Raw genomic sequence first — 24,690 nt, 5'->3', positions numbered from 1 at the left:
CAGACTGGAAGACCCCTTGTGAGGGCTTCCGAGGGGTTGGACGGATCTCGATCGTGGCACACGGTGCATTGATCACAGAAATAGCTAGACTGGGTCGCCGTGATCGGAGGTGCTTATCAGTGGTCGTTGTAAATCCCTCAAATCGTGGCAAACAGCCCAGCCTCGCGCAGCTGCGCGCCTTCGCAGCCGTGGCCGAGCACCTGCACTTCCGGGACGCGGCCGCCGCGATCGGGATGAGCCAGCCCGCGCTCTCCGGAGCCGTGTCGGCCTTGGAGGAGGCACTGGGTGTCCAGCTGCTGGAGCGTACGACCCGGAAGGTGCTCCTGTCGCCCGCGGGTGAGCGGCTGGCGGTCCGGACCAAGGCGGTCCTCCACGCCGTCGGGGAGCTGCTGGAGGAAGCCGAGGCCGTTCGGGCGCCGTTCACCGGAGTACTCCGCCTCGGGGTGATCCCCACCGTGGCCCCCTACCTGTTGCCGACCGTCCTGCGACTGGCGCACGAGCGCTACCCGGAGCTGGAACTCCAGGTGCACGAGGAGCAGACATCCTCCCTGCTGGAGGGCCTCTCGGCGGGGCGGCTCGACGTCCTGCTGCTCGCCGTTCCTCCCCGCAAGGCTTCGCCCGGGGGGTATCCCCAGGTGCCAGGGGTCACCGAACTGCCCCTCTTCGACGAGGACTTCGTGCTCGTGACGTATGACGACCACTGGCTCGGCGGCCGGGAGGGCATCCCGCGCGACGCCCTCAAGGAGCTGCCGCTGCTGCTGCTCGACGAAGGGCACTGCCTGCGCGACCAGGCCCTCGACGTCTGCCGCGAGGTGGGCCGTACCGACGGCGCCCCACTGGCCACCACCGCCGCCGGGCTCTCCACCCTCGTCCAGTTGGTCGCCGGCGGGCTCGGCGTCACCCTGCTGCCCCGCACGGCAGTGCGGGTCGAGACCGGGCGCAATCCGGCCTTGGCGACGGGGTACTTCGCGGACCCGGCCCCGGCGCGACGGATCGCCTTGGCGATGCGCACGGGTGCGGCCCGCCAGGGCGAGTTCGAACAGTTCGCGGTGGCGCTCCGGGAGGCCCTGGCGGACCTCCCGGTGCGGGTGGTCACTCCGTCCGCAGACCGTCCGGACGCATCAGGCGCAGCAGCGGCGGCAGGCTGAGCAGCGTCACCACCAGGACGACGCCGGCGCCGATACCGGTCATCGACGCGACCGACAGCCAGTCGACCCCGACCGGGACGCTCGCCATCTTCAGCAGGACGGTGCCGAGCCCCAGCCCCACCAGGGTGGAGAGTAGCAGGCCCAGTGCGATCGGCACCGTCGTCTGCCACAGGACGGACAGGCTCAGCGTCGAGCGACGCGTGCCGAAGGCGACCAGTGCCGACAGCAGCCTCCTCCGCTCGCGCAGCTGCTCAAGTTGGGAGACGAGCAGACTCGCCCCGATCAGAACGAGCACGCACGCGGCGCCGATGAGCAGACCGGTCCTGATCGACGTGAAGCGCTTCGACTCCGACGTGCTCACCAGGTGCATCGGGGTCATCAGCGGGTCGGCACGGTAGATCGCCGTACGGGCACGCTCGATGGCGTCCGGCACGGACCGGTCCAGCTGGACGTAGATGATCGCGTACGGAGACGTGCCGAGGCCCTTCGGCGCGGCTCCCGGCGTCGCCAGGATGCCGATGGTGTCGACGCCGCCGGGGTCGCGGCGGCTCTGCGCCTGCTTCGCGGACGTGGGCAGCGTCCAGCGGACCGGTCCCGGGCCCGGGTCGCCGAAGACGTTCCCGGCGTAGAGCGTGCTACCCGGCTTGGCGAAATCCGGGGTGGCGTCGTCGTCCTCGCCGCCGTGCACCACGAAGGAGTCACCGTCCTTGCACGAGGGCAGCGTCGCCACCTCGCGCAGGGCCCGGCACGTGGCGATCGTGAGCGTGAGAGACGCGTCCGGGTCGTTCGGCCGTCGGGAGAGCTGGACGTGGGAGAGCCCGGTCGCCTCGGCGACTCCGCGGGCCCGCCCGATCTCCCCGGCCAGCGTGTCGATGTGGGAAGCGGCGTCGCTGCCCTGGGGTGCGATGACGGAGATCGCCGCCCGGGAGGGGTCCTGGCCGGTCTGCTCGGTGTACATGGTCTCGATCCCCGAGAACATCATCTGCAGGGCGATGGCACCGGCGACCGCGACCGCGATCCCGTTGACCAGCCTGGCCGCCGAACCGCTGCTCACCTGGAGTCTGCGCACGGCCAGTTGCCAGGACACCGGGCCCCCGCTGAGACGGGAGACGACCGACTCGACGAGCCAGGGCAGCAACGCCGTGACCCCGATCAGCAGCAGGACGACACCGCCGATGACCAGCCACTGGTTGAAATCGCCGTCCTCGTTGCCCTTGCCGATCATCGGGAAGAGCAGGGCGAGCCCGGCCAGCGGCAGGAGCAGCCGCCACCAGATCCGGCGCCGGGGCGGCCTGGCCGTACGGACCACTCCGAGCGGCTCGATCACCACACCGCGCAGCGCGAACAGGGTCACGGCCACCGCGGCGGCCGGCACGGCCAGGGCGACGAGTGCCGCGAGAGCCGGGGACGGATCGAGGTCAGCGGGGAAGACGCTCACCCCGAACAGGTCGATGCCGGCGGCCGACTGGCGAACCGCGGCGAACACGGCGGCACCGACGACCAGACCGATCAGTGATCCGGCGAGCGCCTCGCCTGCCGCGATGCGGCGGGCCATCCGCCCGTCGGCACCGACGAGACGCAGCGCCGCGAGACGGCGGTCGCGCCGCTCGCCCCCGAACCGCACGGCGGCCGCGATGAAGACGGCGACGGGCGTCAGCAGGGCGACGAAGACCAGCACGAGCAGCAGGGCGAGGACCGGGTCCATGGGCCGCTGGGGGGTCGAGTCGTCGAATCCGGTGACCCGCGACGCCTTTCCATCGGTGGCCTTGAGCCTGTCGCTGCCGGCGTAGTAGGCGAGTTCGCCCGGACCGATGAGGCCCTCGTCGCCGATGACCGCGGTCACCTCGGCGTCGAGGCGTTCGCGCAGCAGCGCGCCGTCCGCCGACTCCAGGAGCCTGCCGAGGGCCGGGGAGACGGCCATCTCGCCGGGTGCGGGGAATCCCGAGAGGCCGGGTGGGACCGGGGCGTCGGGGCCCTCCGGCTTCAGCAGCCGCCCGTAGACGTCCTCTTCCCGGAAGCGGGTGTCGGCCTCGCTGATGAGGAGTGTGTCGCTGCCGGGCTTCTCGGCGGTCGGTGCGGTGCTGTCGCTGCGCGCCGTTCCGCGCTCGTCGCGGGCGCCCCGCGCGCTGGGAATGGCCGTGGTGACCAGCAGCAGTGCCACGCCCAGGCCGACACCGACGCCGGTGAGGAGGGTTCGGGTCCACCCCTCGCGACCGCCGGCGATCGCGAACCTGATCCCCAGGAGCAGGTCCCTGGCCCAGGTGCGGGCCGTCATACGGCGCGCTCCATGTCCCGGGACCGGCCGTCGCGTACGACGATCTCGCGGTCGGAGTAGGCGGCGACGCGGGCCTCGTGGGTGACGAGCACGACCGCGGCGTTGGTGGAGCGCGCGGCCTCGGTGAGGAGCTGCATCACCCGCTCCCCGTTGAGGGAGTCGAGCGCACCGGTCGGCTCGTCGGCGAACAGGACCCGGGGGCTCGTGACGAGGGAGCGGGCGACGGCGACGCGCTGGCCCTGACCGCCGGACACCTCGCCGGGGCGCTTGGCTCGCGAGTCGTCCACCTCCAGGCGTTCCATCCAGTGCAGGGCGACGGCCTCCGCCTCCCTGCGCTTGGTGCCGTTCAGGCGCAGCGGGAGCGCCACGTTCTCGATGCAGGTCAGTTCCGGCACGAGCTGGCCGAACTGGAAGACGAAGCCGAAGTCGCTGCGGCGCAGCGCGCTGCGCTCCGCGTCGTTCATCGCCGACAATTCCCGGCCGTCGTAGGTGATGGTGCCGGCGTCGGGGGTGACGATCCCCGCCAGGCAGTGCAGGAGGGTCGACTTCCCGGAGCCCGACGGGCCCATGACGGCGACGACTTCGCCGGCGTGGATGGAGAACTCGGCACCGTCCAGCGCGTTGGTGGGACCGTACGCCTTCCGGAGACCGTCCGCGACGAGCAGGGATCCTGCGGGGGTCATGCGGTGACCTCCTCGGCGAGCCGGTCGAGGCGCGCGGCGGCCAGCTCCAGCCAGCGCAGGTCGGCCTCCAGGTGGAAGAGCGCGTGGTCGCAGATCAACTGGTCGGCGAGGTCGCCGCGGCGCTTGCGGTCGGTGAGGATGCGCATCAGGCGCAGGTGCTCCGCACGCTGGGTGTCGAGCAGTTCGGCGGCGCTGCGGCCGGTGAGCAGGGCGAGGACGACCTTCGTGTAGAGGGTCGACTGGAGGTACGGCTCCGGCTTCTCCGGTGTGGCGAGCCAGCGTGCGACGTCGGTGACGCCGGCCTCCGTGATGGCGTACCGCTTGCGTTCGGGGCCGCCTCCGGCCTCGATGCCGTCGACTTCCACGAGGCCGTTCTTCAGGAGCCGCGACATCGTCGAGTAGACCTGCCCGTAGTGCAGCGGCCGGTCGTGGCCGAACTTCTCGTCGAAGGCGCGCTTGAGGTCGTAACCGTGGCGGGGGCCGGACTCCAAGAGCCCGAGGAGGGTGTGACCGATGGACATGCGACAACTCTACACACCGCGTATACATCAGGTGTATACGCAAGGTGTAGAGGTGATCTCTGACAGAGGGTCCCTGCAGTTCAGAGTCGATTGTCACGATTCAGCACGACGGCTCGAGTCGTTGAGCGATCGCCCGGTGAAGGAGAAAGAGCGAGGGCCCGCGCCGTGTGGCGCGGGCCCGGGGTCGTGACGGCGTGCGGTCGGAGGCCGTGCTGGTCGATCCGGCGAGCAGGTCATTCCGCCCCGGGGGCGGGCCCTTCCTCCTGTGCGGCCTTCGGTGGCCGGCCCCTGCGCGGGATCGGCCGTACACCGCCGGGCAGTCGCCCCGCATCGGCCAGCGCCCGGCGCAGCAGGAACTCGATCTGTGCGTTGGCGCTGCGCAGTTCGTCCGACGCCCAGCGGGCCAGTGCGTCGTACACCACCGGGTCCAGACGCAGGAGCACCTGCTTGCGCTCCTGCTTGCGCCGTTCCGGCCCGCGTTCGGTCACTGGTACAGCGTGCCGGTGTTGAGGACCGGCTGTGCGGCGCGGTCACCGCACAGCACCACCATCAGGTTGGACACCATCGCCGCCTTCCGTTCGTCGTCGAGGTCCACGAAGCCCTCCTCGGCGATGCGGGCCAGCGCGGCCTCGACCATCCCCACCGCGCCGTCCACGATCTGCCTGCGGGCCGCGACCATGGCGCCCGCCTGCTGGCGCTGGAGCATCGCCGAGGCGATCTCCGGTGCGTAGGCGAGGTGCGTGAAGCGCGACTCGATGATGTGGACCCCCGCAGCCTCCACCCGGGCGTGCAACTCCACCGCGAGCTTCTCGGTGATCTCCTCGGCGTTGCCGCGTAGTGACAGTCCGTCCTCTTCGTGCGCGTCGTAGGGGTACTCGATGGCGATGTGCCGTACGGCTGCCTCGGTCTGGGTGGACACGAACTCCAGGAAGTCGTCGACCTCGAAGCGTGCCTGGGCGGTGTCCTCGACGCGCCACACCACGACGGCGGCGAGCTCGATCGGGTTGCCGTAGGCGTCGTTGACCTTGAGTATCGCCGTCTCGTGGTTGCGTACCCGGGTCGAGATCTTCTCCCGTGAGGTCAGCGGGTTCACCCAGCGCAGCCCGTCCTCGCGGATGGTGCCGCGGTAGCGTCCGAACAGCTGGACCACGCGGGCTTCGCCCGGCGCCACCATGTTGAGTCCGCTCATGGCGAGCAGTGCGGCGATCGCCACGATGATGCCGCCCAGGATCAGGGCCGTCTTCACGCCCGCCGAACCGGCTGTGGCTCCCGTCACAACGAGCCCGATACCGGCTGCCGCGCCCACCAGCCCGAGCAGCAGTGCGAGTCCGCCCCCGATGCTGTGCGCGGTGAATTCCCGTACCCGTGGTGCCGGCATCTCCGGCAGGTCGTCCGTCGTGGACGTGCTGGTCGTGGACATGTTCCATCCCCCCGTTCCTCACGGCCGTTCAGCGGCCGCGCGAGCTAGCAATGTGATTACACATTATCTCGGTTCGCAACCCTGCGCACGTCTCGTGAGTCGGTTCCAGTGGGACGGGTGCTGATTCTCACGTCCGGAAAAGGCCCGATCAGTTGTCCTTTGTCTGAACGAGCGGTGTTAGTTTTCTGAGCTGGCCTGGTGGCCACCGCCGATGACGAAGAGCACTCAGCGGGCGATGACAAGCGGGGAGCAAGGGAGCGATGGGCCGAGCAGAAGCGCGACGGGCCCGGCAGCGCGGCACTGCGCGCCGGCCGGAGAAAGCCGGCATACGCCGGTTCTTCACCTGGAAGAGGGTGTTGGGCACCTTCTTCACTCTCTGTCTGCTGGGGATGGGCGCGCTCATCGTGATCTACCTGCTCGTGCCGGTGCCGACGGCCAACGCCCAGGCGGAGATGCAGAGCAACGTCTACAAGTACAGCAACGGACAGATCCTCGCCCGCAGTGGCCAGGTCAACCGTGAGATCGTTCCGCTGAAGAGCATCCCCGAGGACGTGCGGAACACGTTCGTCGCCGCGGAGAACAAGACCTTCTACGAGGACTCCGGCGTCGACCTGATGGGCACTGCCCGCGGTGTCTTCAACACCCTGACGGGCAAGGGCAAGCAGGGCGGCTCCACCATCACCCAGCAGTACGTCAAGAACTACTACCTGAACCAGGACCAGACGGTCACGCGCAAGCTCAAGGAACTCGTGATCTCCCTGAAGGTGGATCAGGAGAAGGGCAAGGACGAGATCCTCGCGGGCTACATCAACACCAGCTACTACGGCCGGGGCGCCTACGGCATCCAGGCCGCCGCGCAGGCGTACTACGGCGTCGACGCCAAGAAGCTGAACGTCGAACAGGGCGCCTACCTCGCCGCACTGCTCCAGGCCCCGAGCCAGTACGACTGGACGGTGGCCTCGCCCACCGGCAGGAAGCTCGTGACGGAGCGCTGGAACTACGTGCTGAACAACATGGTCGAGGAGCACTGGTTGGACGCGTCCAAGCGGGCCACCCTCACGTTCCCCGTCCCCAAGCCCCCCAAGGCCGCGCCCGGTATGGAGAACCAGACCGGCTACCTCGTCGAGGCGGCCAACGCCGAGCTGGCGAGGCGCTACAAGATCAGCGAGGAGCAGATCAAGGCGGGCGGCTGGACCATCACGCTGAACATCGACAAGAAGCGCCAGGACGCGCTCGTCAAGGCGGTGAAGGACCGGCTGGAGAAGAAGCTGGACCGCGAGGGCGACAAGCGCGACGCGACCGTCCAGGCGGGTGCGACCTCCGTCGACCCGAAGACCGGCAAGGTCGTCGCCCTGTACGGCGGCGTCGGGGCCACCGAGCACTGGTTGTCCAACGCCACCCGGCGCGACTACCAGCCCGCCTCCACGTTCAAGCCACTGGTCCTGGCCTCCGCGCTGGAGAGCGGCGCGGAGACCCAGGACGGCCGGACCATCGGCCTCAACACCATGTACGACGGCACGAGCAAGCGTCCCGTCGAGGGCAGCGACACCCCGTTCGCGCCGGAGAACGAGGACGACAGGAGCTACGGCCCCGTCAGTGTCCAGCAGGCTACGAACTGGTCGGTCAACTCGGTCTACGCGCAGATGATCGTGGACGTCGGCCCGGAGAAGGCCAAGAAGACCGCGATCGACCTCGGCATGCACGACGGCGACGGCTGGCCGGTGCGGCCCGCGATGTCCCTCGGCACCATGGGCGCCTCGCCCTGGGACATGGCCGGGGCGTACGCGACCCTCGACAACCACGGCACGAAGGTCACGCCGTCGATCGTGAAGTCCGCCGCCCACATGGAACGCAAGGTCGAGATGGAGGGTGCCATCGGCGACCGGGTGATCAGCCGTGAAGCGGCGGACACCGTCACCAAGGCCATGACGGGCGTCGTCAGGAGCGGCTCGGGCCGGAACGCCCAGGGCGACTACTCCGCCGCGGGCAAGACGGGCACCTCGGAGAACAACCGTTCCGCCTGGTTCGTGGGCTATACCCCCGAACTGGTCACCGCGGTCGGCCTCTTCGGCGAGGACCCCAAGGGCAACCAGGTCACGCTGACCAACACCGTCAACGAGGGCCGTGCCAACGGCGGTGGCGTCCCGGCGCAGATCTGGCAGCAGTACACCACCGGGGCCCTCGACGGTGGCTCCGACGAGGAGTTCGACCTCGACGTGGCGGAGTCCCCGGTTGAGCAGCCCCCGTCGTCCCCGAGCTCCTCGCCCTCGCAGAGCGAGGAGCCGGAGAGCGAGGAGGACAAGCCGGAGAAGACCAAGGAGCCCGACGAGCCGCCCACCCACAAGCCGCCGAAGAACTCGCCGTCCACTCCGCCCAGCAAGCCGGGGGACCCGCAGGGCGGCGACAACGGCGGTACCGACGCGGGCACCGGCGACGGCGGCACCGGCGATGGGGGTACCGACGCGGGCACCGGCGACGGCGGTACCGACACGGGCACCTCGACCGGCACCGACACCGGTACGACGGCGGGACTGCGGCCAACGCCCTAGCCGCACCTGGCCGTCAGCCCCCGTCGGCCTCCTTGGCGATCCTGTCGCCGATGTCCGTGTCGACGGCGCGCCAGTACTGCACGGCCCGGTCCAGCACGGGACGGGACACACCCTGACTCAGGTGGCCGCTGATGTTCGCCACCAGCCGCTCCCGCGCCGCGTCGTCGAGTACGGCGCGGACCATCGTGCCCGCTTGGCCGAAGTCGTCGTCCTCCCGGTGGGGCCGGTAGGCCTCGCGCACCAGCTCGCCCGCGGCGGCCCAGCCCGCCGGGTCGCCGAAGCGCCGGAAGTCGGCTGCGGGGCCCCCGTAGGAGTTGGGGGCGTACGGCCTCGCGGCGTCCGACGCGACGTACCGCATCGGACCGTCCTTGGCGTACGAGTTGACGGCGGAGCGCGGCCGGTTGGGCGGCAGCTGGGCGTAGTTGGGGCCGATCCGGTAGCGGTGCGTGTCCGGGTAGGAGAAGAGCCGACCGAGCAGCATCCTGTCCGGCGACGGCCCGATGCCCGGCACCATGTTCGACGGCTCGAAGGCGGCCTGCTCGATGTGGACGAAGTAGTCCTCGGGGTTCTTGTCGAGCACCATCCGGCCGACCTCGATCAGGGGGTAGTCGCCGTGCGGCCACACCTTCGTGAGGTCGAAGGGGTTGAAGCGGTAGTCCGCGGCGTCCTCGAACGGCATGACCTGGACCTTGAGCGTCCAGGACGGCGCGTTCCTGGACTCGATCGACTCGTAGAGGTCGCGGCGGTGCTTGTCCGCATCCGCTCCGGCCAGCTCGTCTGCCTCGGCCTGGGTCAGGAACTCGATCCCCTGGTCGGTCGTGAAGTGGTACTTCACCCAGAATCGCTGGCCGCCGCCGTTGATCCACATGTAGGTGTGCGAGCCGTACCCGTTCATGTGGCGGTAGGTCTTCGGGATGCCGCGGTCGCCCATCAGCCAGGTCACCTGGTGTGCGGACTCGGGGGACAGGGTCCAGAAGTCCCACTGCATGTCGTTGTCGCGCAGGCCCGTGACCGGATGCCGCTTCTGGGACCGGATGAAGTCCTGGAACTTGATGGTGTCGCGTACGAAGAAGACCGGCGTGTTGTTGCCGACCAGGTCGTAGTTGCCGTGCTCGGTGTAGAACTTGAGCGCGAACCCGCGGGGGTCGCGCCACGTGTCGGGGGACCCCTGCTCGCCCGCGACCGTGGAGAAGCGGGCCAGCATCTCGGTGCGTTTGCCCGGTTGGAAGAGGTCGGCCCTGGTGAACTGGCCCACGTCGTTGGTGACGTGGAAGGTGCCGTACGCCCCCGCTCCCTTGGCGTGCACCACCCGCTCGGGGACCCGCTCGCGGTTGAACTGGGCCATCTTCTCGATGAGGTAGTGGTCCTGGAGCAGGATCGGCCCGTCGGGCCCCACGGTGAGCGAATGCTCGTCGCTCTCCACGGGGATCCCGGCGTTGTTCGTGGTGTACGGGACCCTGCGCGCTGCCTCCGTCACGAGCGTCCTCCCATCGTGCGGGAACCGGGTCAGATCGCTTCGTCCACCACAGCAGTCAACTCCTCAGATGCGAATCCGGCAACATCTGGACTTCATCCAACCCTGGGTCGTGTCCGTCCCGGGATCCCGGTGTCCCGCCCCACTGGCGACGGGCGGGACACCGGGCGGCCTACGGACGGGTGGGCAGCTCGAACCAGACCACCTTGCCGGTCGACAGCCGTGTGGCTCCCCACCGCCTGGCCAGCCGATTCACCAGGAACAGCCCGCGCCCGCCCTCGTCGGTGTCCCGTGCCCGACGCTGGCGCGGCAATTGCGGAGCGTCGTCTCCGACTTCGCAGCGCAGCACGTCGGTGCGGAGCAGTCGCAGGGTGACGGGACGCTCCGCATAGCGCACGGCGTTGGTCACCACCTCGCTCACCAGCAGTTCCACCGAGTCGGCCAGCTCCTCGAGGTCCCACCGTGCCAGCGCGCGACGGGCGAGGCGCCTGGCCCGTCCGGGTGCGGCGTCCTCCGGTTCCAGGAACCAGTAGGCGACGTCACTCGGAGCGATCCCGTCGAAGCGTGCCGCGAGCAGCGCGATGTCGTCGTCCCGGTCGCCGGGCCCGAGCACGTCCAGTACGTCGTCGCAGAGCGCCTCCAGCGGCGGGGAGTGGTCCGGGCCGGTCAGCTGCGCGGTGGCCGCGAGCCTCTCCCGCAGCTGCTCGATCCCGGTCCACACGTCACGCAGCCGTGATTCGACCAGGCCGTCGGTGTACAGCAGCAGCGTGGCCCCGGCGGGCGCGTCCAATTCGACGGCCTCGAAGTCCACCCCGCCGACGCCGATGGGCGCCCCTGGAGGCACCCGCAGCACCTCGGCCCGGCCGCCCAGGTGGAGCAGTATGGGCGGCGGATGTCCTGCGTTGGCGATCGTGATCCTGTGCGATACCGGGTCGTACACCGCGTAGAGGCAGGTCGCCATGCGGTCGGTGCCGAGCCGCTGGGCCTGCTCGTCGAGGTGGTGCAGCACCTCCTGCGGCGGTAGGTCCAGACCGGCCAGGGTCTGGGCCGTCGTCCTGAGCTGGCCCATGATCGCGGCTGACGTCATGGAGTGGCCCATGACGTCGCCCACGACCAGCGCCACCCGACTACCGGGCAGGGGGATCGCGTCGTACCAGTCGCCACCGACGCGCGCCGTCTCCGCGGCCGGCAGGTAGCGGGAGGCGAGCCGCACCCCCGTCGGCTGTGGCAGCCCCTCCGGCAACATCGTGCGTTGCAGCTCGTCCGCGATGTACGCCTCGCGGCCGTACAGCACGGCCTTGTCGATGCCGAGTGCGGTGTGCGTCGCCAGCTGGGCGGCGACCAGCAGGTCGTTGGGCTCGAAGGCGGGCCGCTCCGGTCGGCGCAGGAAGATCGCGGCACCGATCACCCGCCTCCTGCCGCGCAGCGGCGCGAGGATCGCCCGGTGTCCGGTTGGGACGGAGCGGTCCGTGCCCAGCAGCTCGGGCAGCGCGGCCCTGGCCGCGGCCGAGTCACCGAAGACGGGCCGCACGCCCCGCAGCACCTCGGCGAGCGCCCCGCCGGCCACGACCTCGCACAGCTCGGTCGCGGGCATCAGGTCGGCAGGGGTGCTGACGACGGGAGCAGGTGCGGCGGCACCGACGAGTGCGCCGTCGGTGTCCTCGTCGGTTAAACGCAGCCGGTCCGTCCGGCGCAGTCGCAGCACGAACGGAGCGACGGGCCGCTCGTCCCCGACCGGCAGCGGATCGCGCAGGTACACCAGGATCGCGTCGGAGAACGTGGGCACGGTGGCCCGGCACAACCCGAGCACGATCTCGTCCAGGTCTATCCCGCGGGCGATCCTGCGGGTCGCCGCTCCCACGAAGCGCAGCCGGTCGCCCTCGCGCCGTGCGGCACCCAGGGCGTCCTGAGGCGCCGGTGGCTGTGCGGGGAGGGCGCCGGCAGCGGCCGTCACGGGGCCGTGGGCAGCGGCTTCCTGCCGCGGCCGCGTGCGTTCCTGAGGACGGGCAGCCAGGGGCTGCCGGCCTTCGTGGGAGGTGGGATGCTCCGTCACGCGTGGGATTCCGTCCGTCCGGGCCGGTGGTGCGAGGCGTGCGCCTCGGGTGCCGCTGTGCGCCTCCGGAGGCGGTGACGACCGCGGCAGCGCCGTGGTTCCCCGTACCGCCGGACGGGGCCGCCCGTGGTCCGGGGTGGCAACACCCCTGGAGGGTCGATATACCCCTTACCCAATCCGGGCAAGGCGTCGACAGGATCGGGGAGATCCGGGCACACATACGGCACGGTTCAGTCCCCCTCGTGATGACTTACGGTCAGTTCCTGTGCAGTGCTCAATCGTTGATGCCTCGCAGCCTTGCGGAGGACGATCCTACGTTTGAACCCCAGGGGCGCATCAAGGGTCTCACGACGTCGTCATGCGGACGTGGAGGCCGGGGCGCAGTTCCAGTCGGCGGGCAGCTCCGGCACGGGCCAGCCCGGATCGGGCCGCCAGTCCTCCCACCCGTCCGAGAAAGGCGGCCCCCAGGCCCTGATGACCTCGACGGCGTCCTGGCCGGCCGTGCGCACCCGGCCCGCCTGCCCCGCGTCCATCAGTCCTGCCGTCTGCGCCTGGGCGAACTCGTCCTCGTCCAGCCAGCTCCAACTGCGGTCGGGCCGCACCGCGATGTCCAGGAAGTGGTCCTCGGAGTCGATTCCACCCGTCCAACGGATGTGCGGCTCCTCCAGGTTGACATACCAGTTCCTGAACTCCCAGCCCTCGTCCCAGAACAGCCACACCGACCAGGCCCGCCCGGGCCTGGCCAGTTTCAGGACCCCCGAACCGGACCACCGGGCGCGCACGGTGGTCCGCGGTGCGGTGTACCGCGTCGCGAGGGGCTCGTAGTGCACGGGACTGCCGTCGGTGAGCACGGGTTTGACGCATTCGGTGCCCGGAGCCATCCACACGGCCAGTAGGTCGGGGGTGTCCTGCACGACGGTCACCGGCCTGCAGATGTGCACGTCGCCGGACCCGTTGCCGCGGTACCGCCAGAGGATGTGCTCTCCCGGCGCCCAGTGCTGAAGTCTCGGCGATCCTGTCATGCGCAGATCTTAGGCGCAGCCGTACGCGAATGCTGCGGTACAGGTCACGGCCGTCCGAGCGGGCACGGGTGCGTCGCCGTCGAGGCCCACGGGCCGTCCGCAGACGGGGACGGCCCCGGGACGGCCACGGCGTACCCGGCCCCGGCCCCGTCATGCCACCCCGCGGGAGGTGGGGTCAGGGACGGGTCATCCGCAGGACGTCCAAGGCCTCGTCCAACTGCTCCAGCGTCAGGTCACCCCGCTCGACGTAGCCGCCGTCGAGCACCACCGCTCGGATGGTCCTGCGCTCGGCCAACGACTTCTTCGCGACCTTCGCCGCCTCTTCGTAGCCGATGTACTTGTTCAGGGGGGTGACGACGGAAGGCGACGACTCCGCGTACTCCCGCGCGCGCTCCGCATTGGCCGTGATGCCGTCAACCGTACGGTCCGCCAGCAGCCGGGAGGCGTGCGCGAGCAGCCGTACCGACTCCAGCAGGTTCTTGGCGATCACCGGCAGCATCACGTTCAGTTCGAAGTTGCCGGCGGCACCGGCCGTCGCGACCGTGGTGTCGTTGCCGGTCACCTGCGCGGCCACCATCAGCACCGCCTCGGGGATCACCGGGTTGACCTTGCCCGGCATGATCGACGACCCGGGCTGCAGGTCGGGCAGGTTGATCTCGGCGAGACCGGTGCGCGGGCCGCTGGCCATCCAGCGCAGATCGTTGGAGATCTTGGTGAGCGAAACGGCGATGGTGCGGAGCTGGCCACTGGTCTCCACCAGGCCGTCGCGCGCCCCCTGGGCCTCGAAGTGGTCGCGAGCCTCGGTCAGCGGCAGCCCCGTGGCCCGCGCCACCTCGGCGATCACGGCCGCGGAGAAGCCGGGCGGGGTATTGATGCCCGTTCCCACCGCCGTGCCGCCGAGGGGGAGTTCGGCGAGCCGCGGCAACGAGGCGTTCAGCCGCTCGATCCCGTACCGGACCTGCGCCGCGTAGCCGCCGAACTCCTGGCCGAGGGTGACCGGCGTCGCGTCCATCAGGTGCGTACGGCCGGACTTCACGACCCGCGCGAACTCCTCTGCCTTGCGCTCCAGCGACTCCGCGAGGTGCTCCAGCGCCGGGATCAGGTCCCGGGTCACCGCCGCCGTCGCGGCGATGTGGATGGACGAGGGGAAGACGTCGTTGGACGACTGCGACGCGTTGACGTGGTCGTTGGGGTGCACCGGACGGCCGAGACGCTCGGTCGCCAGTGTCGCCAGCACCTCGTTGGCGTTCATGTTCGACGAGGTGCCCGACCCGGTCTGGAAGACATCGACCGGAAAGTGACCGTCCCAGCGTCCGTCGGCGACCTCGGCCGCCGCTTCCTCGATGGCCCGTGCGACGTCCAGGTCGAGCACCCCCAGGCCCGCGTTGACCGTGGCGGCGGCCGCCTTGATCCGCGCCAGCGCCTCGATGTGCGCCCGCTCCAGCCGCTGCCCCGAGATCGGGAAGTTCTCCACGGCTCGTTGGGTCTGCGCCCGCCACTTGGCGTGTGCGGGGACCCTGACCTCGCCCATGGAGTCGTGCTCGATCCGGTACCCGCCCGTCGCGCCGGCGTCCGTCGCACCGTCGCCGGCCCCCGCGGCACCGGCGCCGCGGGCCGCTTCACCGCCCTTCCCCGGTGTCTGCATCCCTGGCGTCCCGTCCCTGTCCGACATCGCAAACCTCCTGAAAGGTGAGCCGTTGCCTTGATCCTTCTATTCCGGGCCCCTCCGGGCCAGGAGAAACCCCGGCGGCGCGGGACGGGAGGAGGCGCAGCGCGCGGGCGGCGGGACGGGCCGGGGCCCCGGGCATCCGCGCGCATGCAGGACGCCCCCGCCGGTCGAGCCGGCGGGGGCGCCTGGAATGCAGTCACGCCAGGCCGGGCCCGCGCACCGGGATATTGGTGAACGTCGGGGCCGGGGCCGGGTTCTGGAAGAAGTCGTTGCCCTTGTCGTCCACCACGATGAACGCGGGGAAGTCCTCGACCTCGATCTTCCAGACCGCCTCCATGCCGAGCTCCTCGTACTCGACGACCTCGACCTTCTTGATGCAGTCCTGTGCGAGCCGGGCCGCCGGGCCGCCGATCGACCCCAGGTAGAAGCCGCCGTGCGCGTCGCACGCGTCCGTGACCTGCTTGCTGCGGTTGCCCTTGGCCAGCATGACCTTGGAGCCGCCCGCCGCCTGGAACTGCTCGACGTAGCTGTCCATGCGGCCGGCCGTCGTCGGGCCGAAGGAGCCGGAGGCGTAACCCTCGGGAGTCTTGGCCGGGCCGGCGTAGTAGACCGGGTGGTCCTTCAGGTACTGCGGCATGTCCTCGCCCGCGTCCAACCGCTCCTTGATCTTGGCGTGCGCGATGTCGCGCGCCACCACCAGCGGGCCGGTCAGCGAGAGCCGGGTCTTCACCGGGTACTTGGTCAGCTCGGCGAGGATCTCGTCCATCGGCCGGTTGAGGTCGATCGTGACGACGTCCCCGGCCTCATCGCTCTCGCTGAGGTGCTCGTCGGTCGTCTCGGGCAGGAAGCGCGCCGGGTCGGTCTCCAGTTGCTCCAGGAAGACGCCCTCCGCGGTGATCTTCGCGACGGCCTGGCGGTCGGCCGAGCAGGACACGGCGATCGCCACCGGGCAGGAGGCCCCGTGGCGCGGCAGCCGCACCACGCGCACGTCGTGGCAGAAGTACTTGCCGCCGAACTGCGCACCGATGCCGATCTTCTGCGTGAGCTCGAAGACCTTCTCCTCGAGGTCCTTGTCCCGGAAGCCGTTCCCCAGGGCCGAGCCCTCCTCGGGCAGCTCGTCCAGGTAGTGCGCGGACGCGTACTTCGCGGTCTTCAGGGCGAACTCGGCGGAGGTGCCGCCGACGACGATGGCCAGGTGGTACGGCGGACAGGCGGCCGTGCCCAGCGAGCGGATCTTCTCCTCCAGGAACTTCATCATGGAGGCTTCGTTCAGGACGGCCTTGGTCTCCTGGTAGAGGAAGGACTTGTTGGCGGAGCCGCCGCCCTTGGCCATGAAGAGGAACTTGTACGCGCCGCCGTCAGTCGCGTACAGCTCGATCTGCGCGGGCAGGTTCGAGCCGGTGTTCTTCTCGTCCCACATCGTCAGCGGGGCCATCTGCGAGTACCGCAGGTTCAGCTTCGTGTACGCGTCGAAGATGCCGCGGCTGAGGGCCTCCTCGTCACCGCCCTGGGTGAGCACGTTCTGCCCGCGCTTGCCCATCACGATCGCCGTTCCGGTGTCCTGGCACATCGGCAGGACGCCCGCCGCCGCGATGTTCGCGTTCTTGAGCAGGTCCAGCGCCACGAACTTGTCGTTGGACGACGCCTCGGGGTCGTCGATGATCTTCCGCAGCTGGGCGAGGTGCGCCGGACGCAGGTAGTGCTGGATGTCGTGGATCGCCTCTTCCGCGAGCTTGCGCAGCGCCTCCGGCTCGACCGTGAGGAACGTGCGCCCGTCGGCCTCGAAGGTGGAAACCCCCTCGGCGGTCACCAGGCGGTACGGCGTGGTGTCCTCTCCCAGCGGGAGCAGATCGGCGTACTGAAACGCAGGGCTGGGCTGGTCGGAGACTGAGGGCATTGCGGCCATTCCTCACTCGGCAGACGGCGGCGCGACCCCCGTTGGTCGCGCGCCCTCCAGGTTAAGGCGCCCCCGTGCGCCGCGTTCCTGTGAGGTAAGGCTCAGTTGCGGCAGGTGTCCTCTAGTCGCGATCTATCGCGTTTCGCTACGCTGTGCCGGTGGACCTCGAAAAGCAGCCCCAGAATCCGGTCGCTCCCACCGAGTACGCCGATCCGGCCGCCTCCCTTCGTGCTTCCGACGCCGACCGCGACCGGATCGCGGACATCCTCCGGGAGGCCCTGGCCGAGGGGCGGCTCGACGCCGAGGAGCACGCTGACCGGATCGACTCGGTCTACCGCGCCAAGACGGTCGGGGAACTGGAGCCGCTGGTGCGGGACCTGCCGGCGGTCCGGTCCGCCCACGAGCAGGACCCGTACGCGCGGGGTGCCGAGGATCCCGGCGCGCCCGCGGACCGGCTGGTCGCGATCTTCTCCGCCTCCACGCGCAAGGGCCGCTGGCGCGTGGGGCCCAGGACGACCGCCTTCGCCCTGTTCGGCAACGTCGAAATCGACCTGACCGAGGCCATGTTCGGGCAGCGGCTCACCGTGATCAACGCGACGTCGGTCTTCGGCAGCGTCGAGGTCCGCGTGCCGGAGAACATCTCGATGCGCGGAGGCGGTACCGGCGTCTTCGGCAACTTCGAGGTGCGCACGCTCGAAGCCGTCGACCCCGAGGCCCCGGTGGTCGTGGTCAACGGGTACTCCGTGTTCGGCAATGTGGAGGCCAAGCCCAAGCGGGGCAAGCGGATCGCCGATCTGCACGAACGGCTGCGCAAGCGCCCGGGCCGGTGATCGCGTACGACGCACGGCGGTCGTATCCGTAGTTCCGTTCCCCGGAACTCAGTGCCACTCAGTGCATAGGCTCGCGCACAGCGGGTAGGCCTTGCTGCATCGTCTCTCGCTCGCGAAGCCGTCGTCAGGAGTAGACCGTGCTGCAACTGCCGCATCAGGCCCTGCAGGTAGCCGCCGTTCCGCCGCAGCGGAGCACTGCCCGGGAAGAACAGGACGGTCCCTGGCACGCGGAGGCGGTGTGCCGCCGGGACGAGGCGGGGCTGTTCTTCGCGCCGTCCAAGGAGCCGACCGCCGCGAGGCTCTCGAGGGAAGAGGCCGCCAAGCGCGTCTGCGCCCGGTGCCCGGTGATGGTCGAGTGCCGTGAGCACGCACTGCTCCAGCCCGAGCCGTACGGCGTGTGGGGCGGGCTCACCGCGGCGGAGCGCAGGGTGGTGCTGGCCCGTCGCCGGCGGCGCGAGACGGAGCTGAAGAAGTCGGCATCCGCGGCCTGAGACACCCGTTGACGTAAGCGGATTCCCGCGTACGTACGGGAAGGGGCGCTCCCACCGAACATGGGGGCGCCCCCTTCTGTGTCGTCTCCGTGTCGTCCACAGTCCGGCGACGTACCGGTGCGGCACGGAACCGCCACCGGCCGGCCGGGAGCGACGTCGATTCCGATATCGCCGTGACGTGGTCCCGGGAGGTTTGCGGAGCCGCCCGGCACCCAGGTCCGGTCGGGCTCCGGCGCGCCTGCCGAACCCGGCGGCCCCGCGCGGCCGGAACGGCGTCCGGCGGCTTCGGGGCGCGGGGCTGCGGCAGGCCGCCCGGCCCTACTTGGCGCGGTCGAAGTCGATGGCGCTGTAGGCACGCAGCTTCGACAGGCGGTGGGTCGAGTCGATCTGGCGGATGGTGCCCGACTTCGACCGCATCACCAGCGACTGCGTGGTCGCGGTCTCCGCGCGGTACCGCACGCCCCTGAGCAGCTCGCCGTCGGTGATGCCGGTGGCGACGAAGAAGACGTTGTCGCCGCTGACCAGGTCGTTGGTGTTGAGCACGCGGTCCAGGTCATGGCCGGCGTCGAGGGCGCGCTGCCGCTCCTCCTCGTCCTTCGGCCAGAGCTTGCCCTGGATCGTGCCGCCGAGGCACCTGATCGCACACGCGGCGATGATGCCCTCGGGGGTGCCGCCGATGCCCATGAGCAGGTCGACGCCGGTACCCTCGCGCACCGCCATGATCGCGCCGGCGACGTCGCCGTCGGAGATGAACTTGATGCGGGCGCCGGTCTCGCGGATCTCCTTGACCATGCCCTCGTGGCGGGGCCGGTCCAGGATGACGACGGTGACGTCCTCGGGGGAGGAGTTCTTCGCCTTGGCGACCCGGCGGATGTTCACCGAGACCGGGGCGTTGATGTCGACGAAATCGGCGGCCTCCGGCCCGGTGACCAGCTTGTCCATGTAGAAGACCGCGGACGGGTCGAACATGGTGCCCCGGTCGGCGGCGGCCAGGACCGCGATCGCGTTGGGCATGCCCTTGGCAGTGAGGGTCGTCCCGTCGATCGGGTCCACGGCGATGTCACACTCCGCCCCGGTGCCGTCGCCGATGCGCTCCCCGTTGAACAGCATCGGGGCTTCGTCCTTCTCGCCCTCACCGATCACGACGATGCCGTTCATCGAAACGGTGTGCACGAGGGTGCGCATGGCCTTCACGGCCGCGCCGTCGGCGCCGTTCTTGTCGCCGCGGCCCACCCAGCGGCCGGCGGCCATGGCGGCCGCTTCGGTGACCCGGACGAGCTCCATGGCGAGGTTGCGGTCGGGGGCCTCGGGCGAGACCTCCAGCTGGGAGGGAAGATGATGCTCGGTCATCGGAGCGCACCTTTCTGTACGACGACGGCCGGATGAAGAGGGTGCTGTGACTCTATCGGTACGTCGACAAAATGAGCAGAGGGGCCCACGTTTGAGCAAACGACCGTGATGCGACCATAGTGCCGTGGCAGGTATGCGAGGCAAGCAGACAGTGCGCGGAATGATCCAGTCCCTGGTGGTCATTTGCGCCTTCGCCGGAGTGATCTACGTCTTCATTCCGCACGACGATTCGATGGACCCGAACAAGGCCGTCGACTACCGCGTCGAACTGTTGACGGCACGCCGGGCGGCACCCTATCCGGTGGCCGCTCCGCTCGGCCTGCCCGCTGAGTGGAAGCCGACCTCGGTCAGGTACACGAGCAGGGAGGGCCACGCCTGGCACCTCGGGTTCCTCGACCCGGACGGCCAGTACGTCGCGGTCGAGCAGTCCACGGCGCCGGCCGGCACGTACGTCCCGCAGGTCACTCAGAAGGCGTCCAGCACCGGGCGCTCCGAGCAGCTGGGCGGGGCCACCTGGCAGCGCTGGGAAGGACCCAAGTACGACGCGCTGGTGCGCAGCGACAAGGGTGCGACCACCGTCGTCACGGGCACCGCGTCCTACGAGCGGCTCGCACAGATGGCCGAGGCCCTGGAGTCGGCGTCGGGGGCCACGGCGTCGCCCCGGCCCACGGCCTCCTGACCCCGTCCCGAACGGCCCGCCGGCCCGGACCGGCCCCGAACGGCACTGCGCCCCGATCCGGCCCGGACCGGCCCCGAACGGCACTGCGTCCCGACCTCGGAAGCGGCCCTGCGTCCCGACGCCGGACGCGGCGAGGCCGCCGCACCCGGATGGGTCGCGGCGGCCCGTGCGCGCCGTCCGTGCTGCTCCTGCGCGGCTCAGACCGTGGTGACGACCTCGTCGTACGCCAGTCGCGGAGAGCGCGGGAACCAGGCGTCCTCGCCCGGCTTGCCGATGTTGACGACCATCAGCGGGGTGTGGTCGTCGTCCAGGAACTCCTTCTGCACGCCGGCGAAGTCCACGCCGGTCATCGGACCCGCGGCCAGACCGGCGGCGCGGACGCCGACGATGAAGTAGGCGGCCTGCAGTGCGGCGTTCAGCAGCGCGGAGCGCTCACGGGCCGGGCGCTCGGCGAAGAACACGTCCTTGGCCTGCGGGAAGTGCGGGAACAGTGCGGGCAGCTCCTGGTGGAACTCGTTGTCCGCGGCGAGGATGGCGACCAGCGGTGCCGCGGCGGTCTTGGCCCGGTTGCCCTCGGCCATGTGCTGCACCAGTCGCCCGCGGGCTTCCTCCGAGCGGACCAGGACGACGCGCATCGGCGACTGGTTGAAGGCGGTCGGGCCGTATTTCACCAGGTCGTAGATCGCCTGCACCTGCTCGTCTGTGACGGGCTCGTCGGTGAAGGCGTTGGCGGTGCGGGCCTCGCGGAACAGGAGGTCCTGGGCGGTGGGGTCGAGGGCGAGGGACATGCTGCGTACCTTCCGGATGGGCGAGGGTTCAAACGACGAACCCAACGTACGCCCGGAATATATGAAGATTCAACTAAACTTGGCCCCGCGTGAGTGAGGTCACTTAACTTTCAACTAAATCGCGCTGCTCTCCGCCGCCGCAGCTCGCGGACGGTGCGGATCAGCTGGACGATGCGGCCCCGTCGTCCCCCGGGCCGTCCTGCAGATCGACGACGTGGGCCCCGCCCCCCGCTCCGGCCCCATCGGCGTCCCGTGCCGCCAACGCCGCGTCCAGCCGCGCCCGGGCACCGTCCAACCAGCGCCGGCACACCTTCGCCAGCTCCTCGCCGCGCTCCCACAGCGCGAGGGACTCCTCCAGCGTGGTGCCGCCCGCCTCCAGCCGGCGTACGACCTCGATCAGCTCGTCCCGCGCCTGCTCGTAGCCGAGCGAGCCTTCGTCCGTCTTGGCTGTCATGCGATCCACCCTATGCGTGCACACCGTCAGTGGAAGCGGTCAGTCACCCCGCGCCACCGGCCGCTCGCCCGGGACGCCCGTGACCCGGACCGAGAACCCGCCCTCCGCGACCCTGGCCCGCAGCTCCTCGTCCGCCGACACCTCCTCCGCCGCGCGCACCACGGCCCCGTCCGCGTGCTGCAGCACCGCGTAGCCCCGCTGGAGCGTCGCCGCGGGCGACAGGGCGACCACCCGCGCACGCGTGTGGGACAGCTCGGAGTCCGCGCGGTCCAGCAGATGACCCAGCACCCGTCGGCTCCGGGCGAGCAGGGCGTCCGTCTCGTGCTCGCGCTCCTCCACCATCCGCTGCGGATGGTCCATGGCCCGCCGGGCCAACGCCTGGGCGAGCCCCCGCTCCTCGCGCTCCAACAGTCCCCGCACGGTCCGCAGCGCACGATCGCGCAGCCCCTGTACCCGGTCCAGCTCCTCACCGACGTGCGGGACGACCTTCTTCGCCGCGTCGGTCGGCGTCGAGGCCCGCAGATCCGCCACCAGGTCCAGCAGCGGGGAGTCCGGCTCGTGCCCGATCGCGGACACCACCGGCGTACGGCAGTCGGCCACCGCCCGCACCAGTTGCTCGTCCGAGAACGGCAGCAGGTCCTCCACGCTGCCGCCGCCCCGAGCGACGATGATCACGTCCACGTCCGGCTGCTCGTCGAGCTCCTTGACCGCCTGCACGACCTGCGACACCGCACGCACCCCCTGGACGGCCACGGTGCGGATCTCGAACCGCACCGCCGGCCACCGCCGCCGCGCGTTCTCCAGTACGTCGCGCTCGGCCGCCGATGCCCGCCCACAGACCAGCCCCACCAGCTGCGGCAGGAACGGCAGCGGCTTCTTGCGGTCCGCAGCGAACAGCCCCTCGGCACCCAGGGAGCGCTTCAGCTGCTCCAGCCGGACGAGCAGTTCGCCGATGCCGACCGGCCTTATCTCGACGGCACGCAGCGACAGTTGTCCGCGCGGGGCGTACCACTCCGGCTTGGCGTGGACGACGACCCGGGCGCCCTCGGACACGACGTCGGCGACCGCGTCGAACACCTGGCGGTAGCACGTGACGCTCACGGAGATGTCGTACGAGGGGTCCCGCAGCGTCATGAACACCACGCCCGCGCCGGGCCTGCGCGACAGCTGGGTGATCTGCCCCTCCACCCACACCGCGCCGAGCCGGTCGATCCAGCCCCCGATGAGACGCGACACCTCACCGACGGGAAGGGGGGATTCGGCAGATGTTGTGAGGCCCATGCCCGCGAGCGTATCGGCCGCTCAGGACAATCCGACCACCCCGGCTCTCAGCCCTGTGGGCGATCGCTGGCGTGTTCGGCCCGCCCTTACGATGGGGGACATGACTGCAACGAAGGCCCGCCGCGTCCTCCTCGCCGCTCCCCGTGGCTACTGCGCGGGCGTCGACCGTGCCGTGATCGCCGTCGAGAAGGCCATCGAGCAGTACGGCGCGCCGATCTACGTCCGACATGAGATCGTCCACAACAAGTACGTCGTGCAGACCCTGGAGAAGAAGGGCGCGATCTTCGTCGAGACCACGGCGGAGGTCCCCGAGGGTTCGATCGTCATGTTCTCGGCGCACGGCGTCGCCCCGGTCGTCCACGAAGAGGCCGCCGAACGGAAGCTCGCGACCATCGACGCGACCTGCCCCCTGGTGACCAAGGTCCACAAGGAAGCCGTCCGCTACGCGCGCGAGGACTTCGACATCCTCCTCATCGGCCACGAAGGCCACGAAGAGGTCATCGGCACCACCGGTGAGGCCCCCGAGCACATCACCCTGGTCGACGGCCCGGGGGACGTGGACCAGGTCGAGGTCCGCGACCCGTCGAAGGTCGTCTGGCTCTCCCAGACCACGCTCTCCGTCGACGAGACCATGGAGACCGTCGACAAGCTCAAGACCAAGTTCCCGCTCCTCGTCTCCCCGCCGAGCGACGACATCTGTTACGCCACGCAGAACCGCCAGATCGCGGTCAAGCAGATGGGCGCCGAGGCGGACTTGGTGATCGTGGTCGGCTCGCAGAACTCTTCGAACTCCAAGCGTCTGGTCGAGGTCGCGCTGGGTGCGGGAGCCCGCTCCGCGTACCTGGTGGACTTCGCCGGGGAGATCGACGCTGCCTGGCTGGAGGGCGTGACGACGGTGGGGGTCACCTCGGGCGCCTCCGTCCCCGAGGTGCTCGTCGAGGGCGTCCTGGAGCTGCTCGCCCAGCACGGATTCGAAGACGTGGAGATCGTCAAGGCGGCCGAGGAGTCCATCACCTTCTCGCTGCCGAAGGAGCTCCGCCGGGACCTGCGCTCCGAGGCCGCCGCGCTCGTCGAGGAGTGACGCCCCGGGGCCGGTCGGGCCTGCCTCGCCCCGACGTCCGGGGAGCGCCGTCCGGGAAGGCTCGTGAACCGAGGTGCCGGCGCCCCGCCCGACGGCACCCGGTGCGAGCGCATCGGCCTTTCGGCGGGTGACCGTCAGCCCTAGCTCGTAACGTTGTGTCCATGAACGTCTTCGGAGTGGACATCGGCGGGTCGGGCATCAAGGGCGCGCCCGTCGATCTGAACCGCGGCGACCTCGCCGAGCCCCGCCACAAGGTACTGACGCCGCACCCGGCCAAGCCCGACGACGTGGCCGACTGCGTCGCCGAGGTAGTCGACCACTTCGGCTGGGAAGGCCCGGTGGGGATCACCTTCCCCGGGGTCGTCACCGGCTCGGTGATCCGTACGGCCGCGAACGTGGACAAGAGCTGGATCGGCATCGACGGCGGCAAGCTCCTCGGCGAGCGGCTGGGAACCCCCGTGACGGTGCTGAACGACGCGGACGCGGCCGGCGTCGCCGAGATGACCTGCGGCGTGGGCCGCGGGCGCGGGGGCACGGTCATCCTGCTGACCTTCGGCACCGGCATCGGCAGTGCGGTGTTCATCGACGGCCGTCTGGTGCCCAACACCGAGCTGGGCCACCTCGAACTGAACGGCCACGAGGCGGAGAAGCACGCGTCGACCAAAGTGAAGGACGACGACGACCTGAGCTGGGAGCAGTGGGCCCACCGGGTCCAGAAGTACCTGGCGCACCTGGAGATGCTCTTCTCACCCGAGTTGTTCATCATCGGCGGCGGGGTGAGCCGCAAGGCGGACAAGTTCCTGCCGCTGATCAAGAAGATCCGGGCGGAGATCGTGCCGGCGGAGCTCCAGAACAACGCGGGGATCGTCGGCGCGGCGTTGACTGCGGGGAATCAGGCGAGTCACTAGCGGACGGCTCGGCACCCCCGCCCGGGGCGCGCGCCGGGGCGGGCCAGGGCGTGGGCCTGGGGGGGGGGAAAGGTGGGAGGGGGGGGGTTAGGGGCGGAGAGGGGGAATCCAAAGTGG

General features: G+C 70.3%; 21 protein-coding genes. 7 read left to right on the top strand and 14 right to left on the bottom strand.

Going from position 1 to position 24,690, the window contains the following annotated elements:
* Positions 1-119: 119 nt before the first annotated feature.
* A complete protein-coding gene (locus ACFXOM_RS01485; RefSeq protein ID WP_384932813.1) occupies positions 120-1,148 on the top strand; it encodes a LysR substrate-binding domain-containing protein in 1,029 nt (342 codons plus the stop codon).
* Here ACFXOM_RS01485 and ACFXOM_RS01480 read toward each other — a convergent pair.
* From ACFXOM_RS01480 to ACFXOM_RS01460, 5 genes are all read right to left on the bottom strand, one after another.
* On the bottom strand, positions 1,093-3,423 hold the full coding sequence (locus tag ACFXOM_RS01480) for an ABC transporter permease (protein WP_384947869.1): 2,331 nt from the start codon (positions 3,421-3,423) through the stop codon (positions 1,093-1,095). The two genes, ACFXOM_RS01485 and ACFXOM_RS01480, sit on opposite strands and share 56 nt — an antisense overlap.
* Complete coding sequence (locus tag ACFXOM_RS01475) at positions 3,420-4,106, bottom strand: ABC transporter ATP-binding protein (RefSeq protein WP_384932809.1); 687 nt, start codon at positions 4,104-4,106, stop codon at positions 3,420-3,422. Before ACFXOM_RS01475 ends, ACFXOM_RS01480 begins: the two co-directional genes overlap by 4 nt.
* Positions 4,103-4,627: a PadR family transcriptional regulator gene (locus ACFXOM_RS01470; RefSeq protein WP_384932806.1), complete on the bottom strand. Its 525-nt coding sequence runs from the start codon at positions 4,625-4,627 to the stop codon at positions 4,103-4,105. Before ACFXOM_RS01470 ends, ACFXOM_RS01475 begins: the two co-directional genes overlap by 4 nt.
* 233 nt (positions 4,628-4,860) lie before the next feature.
* Positions 4,861-5,115: a hypothetical protein gene (locus ACFXOM_RS01465; protein WP_384932803.1), complete on the bottom strand. Its 255-nt coding sequence runs from the start codon at positions 5,113-5,115 to the stop codon at positions 4,861-4,863.
* Positions 5,112-6,047 (bottom strand): SPFH domain-containing protein, encoded by a 936-nt coding sequence (locus ACFXOM_RS01460; protein WP_384932800.1) that lies wholly within the window; start codon positions 6,045-6,047, stop codon positions 5,112-5,114. Before ACFXOM_RS01460 ends, ACFXOM_RS01465 begins: the two co-directional genes overlap by 4 nt.
* Before the next feature lie 260 nt (positions 6,048-6,307).
* On the opposite strand from ACFXOM_RS01460, the gene ACFXOM_RS01455 reads away from it, so the two are divergent.
* Positions 6,308-8,596, top strand: a complete 2,289-nt coding sequence (locus ACFXOM_RS01455; RefSeq protein WP_384932797.1) for a transglycosylase domain-containing protein — start codon at positions 6,308-6,310, stop codon at positions 8,594-8,596.
* Positions 8,597-8,609: 13 nt separating this feature from the next.
* Here ACFXOM_RS01455 and ACFXOM_RS01450 read toward each other — a convergent pair whose 3' ends face one another.
* From ACFXOM_RS01450 to ACFXOM_RS01430, 5 genes are all read right to left on the bottom strand, one after another.
* Positions 8,610-10,073: a catalase gene (locus tag ACFXOM_RS01450; protein WP_385036714.1), complete on the bottom strand. Its 1,464-nt coding sequence runs from the start codon at positions 10,071-10,073 to the stop codon at positions 8,610-8,612.
* 169 nt (positions 10,074-10,242) lie between these two features.
* A complete protein-coding gene (locus ACFXOM_RS01445) occupies positions 10,243-12,123 on the bottom strand; it encodes a SpoIIE family protein phosphatase (protein WP_384932794.1) in 1,881 nt (626 codons plus the stop codon).
* Between the two features lie 356 nt (positions 12,124-12,479).
* Complete coding sequence (locus ACFXOM_RS01440; RefSeq protein WP_384932792.1) at positions 12,480-13,145, bottom strand: DUF402 domain-containing protein; 666 nt, start codon at positions 13,143-13,145, stop codon at positions 12,480-12,482.
* 175 nt (positions 13,146-13,320) lie between these two features.
* Positions 13,321-14,817 (bottom strand): class II fumarate hydratase, encoded by a 1,497-nt coding sequence (locus ACFXOM_RS01435; RefSeq protein ID WP_384932789.1) that lies wholly within the window; start codon positions 14,815-14,817, stop codon positions 13,321-13,323.
* 193 nt (positions 14,818-15,010) lie between these two features.
* Complete coding sequence (locus ACFXOM_RS01430) at positions 15,011-16,711, bottom strand: fumarate hydratase (protein WP_384932787.1); 1,701 nt, start codon at positions 16,709-16,711, stop codon at positions 15,011-15,013.
* A 158-nt stretch (positions 16,712-16,869) separates the two neighbouring features.
* Between ACFXOM_RS01430 and ACFXOM_RS01425 the strand changes: the two genes are divergently transcribed.
* Positions 16,870-17,541: a DUF1707 domain-containing protein gene (locus tag ACFXOM_RS01425; RefSeq protein ID WP_384932784.1), complete on the top strand. Its 672-nt coding sequence runs from the start codon at positions 16,870-16,872 to the stop codon at positions 17,539-17,541.
* A 137-nt stretch (positions 17,542-17,678) separates the two neighbouring features.
* Entirely contained in the window at positions 17,679-18,032 is a 354-nt protein-coding gene (locus tag ACFXOM_RS01420; protein WP_384932781.1) for a WhiB family transcriptional regulator, read from the top strand.
* 318 nt (positions 18,033-18,350) lie between these two features.
* Here the strand turns inward: ACFXOM_RS01420 and glpX are convergent, their stop codons facing one another.
* Positions 18,351-19,382 carry a class II fructose-bisphosphatase gene (gene glpX / locus ACFXOM_RS01415; protein WP_384932778.1) on the bottom strand — a complete coding sequence of 344 codons (1,032 nt, stop codon included), beginning with the start codon at positions 19,380-19,382 and terminating at the stop codon, positions 18,351-18,353.
* 124 nt (positions 19,383-19,506) lie between these two features.
* On the opposite strand from glpX, the gene ACFXOM_RS01410 reads away from it, so the two are divergent.
* Entirely contained in the window at positions 19,507-20,061 is a 555-nt protein-coding gene (locus tag ACFXOM_RS01410) for a DUF4245 domain-containing protein (protein WP_384932775.1), read from the top strand.
* Positions 20,062-20,258: 197 nt separating this feature from the next.
* On the opposite strand, the gene ACFXOM_RS01405 is transcribed toward ACFXOM_RS01410, so the two are convergent.
* The 3 genes from ACFXOM_RS01405 to xseA all read right to left on the bottom strand — a co-directional run bounded on the left by ACFXOM_RS01405 (position 20,259) and on the right by xseA (position 22,584).
* A complete protein-coding gene (locus ACFXOM_RS01405; RefSeq protein ID WP_384947857.1) occupies positions 20,259-20,849 on the bottom strand; it encodes a malonic semialdehyde reductase in 591 nt (196 codons plus the stop codon).
* 160 nt (positions 20,850-21,009) lie between these two features.
* A complete protein-coding gene (locus ACFXOM_RS01400) occupies positions 21,010-21,303 on the bottom strand; it encodes an exodeoxyribonuclease VII small subunit (RefSeq protein ID WP_384932770.1) in 294 nt (97 codons plus the stop codon).
* A gap of 39 nt (positions 21,304-21,342) precedes the next feature.
* Positions 21,343-22,584: an exodeoxyribonuclease VII large subunit gene (gene xseA, locus ACFXOM_RS01395; RefSeq protein ID WP_384932767.1), complete on the bottom strand. Its 1,242-nt coding sequence runs from the start codon at positions 22,582-22,584 to the stop codon at positions 21,343-21,345.
* A gap of 100 nt (positions 22,585-22,684) precedes the next feature.
* Here xseA and ACFXOM_RS01390 point away from each other — a divergent pair, with 100 nt between their 5' ends.
* Both ACFXOM_RS01390 and ppgK read left to right on the top strand, forming a co-directional pair.
* The gene (locus tag ACFXOM_RS01390) at positions 22,685-23,665 is read left to right on the top strand and encodes a 4-hydroxy-3-methylbut-2-enyl diphosphate reductase (protein ID WP_385036712.1); all 981 of its coding nucleotides are present in this window, start codon (positions 22,685-22,687) and stop codon (positions 23,663-23,665) included.
* 161 nt (positions 23,666-23,826) lie between these two features.
* A complete protein-coding gene (ppgK, locus tag ACFXOM_RS01385) occupies positions 23,827-24,573 on the top strand; it encodes a polyphosphate--glucose phosphotransferase (RefSeq protein WP_384932762.1) in 747 nt (248 codons plus the stop codon).
* Positions 24,574-24,690: the final 117 nt, after the last annotated feature.

Source organism: Streptomyces sp. NPDC059169 (assembly GCF_042755225.1).
GTDB lineage: Bacteria > Actinomycetota > Actinomycetes > Streptomycetales > Streptomycetaceae > Streptomyces.
This window is presented reverse-complemented; position numbering and strand designations above follow the sequence as displayed.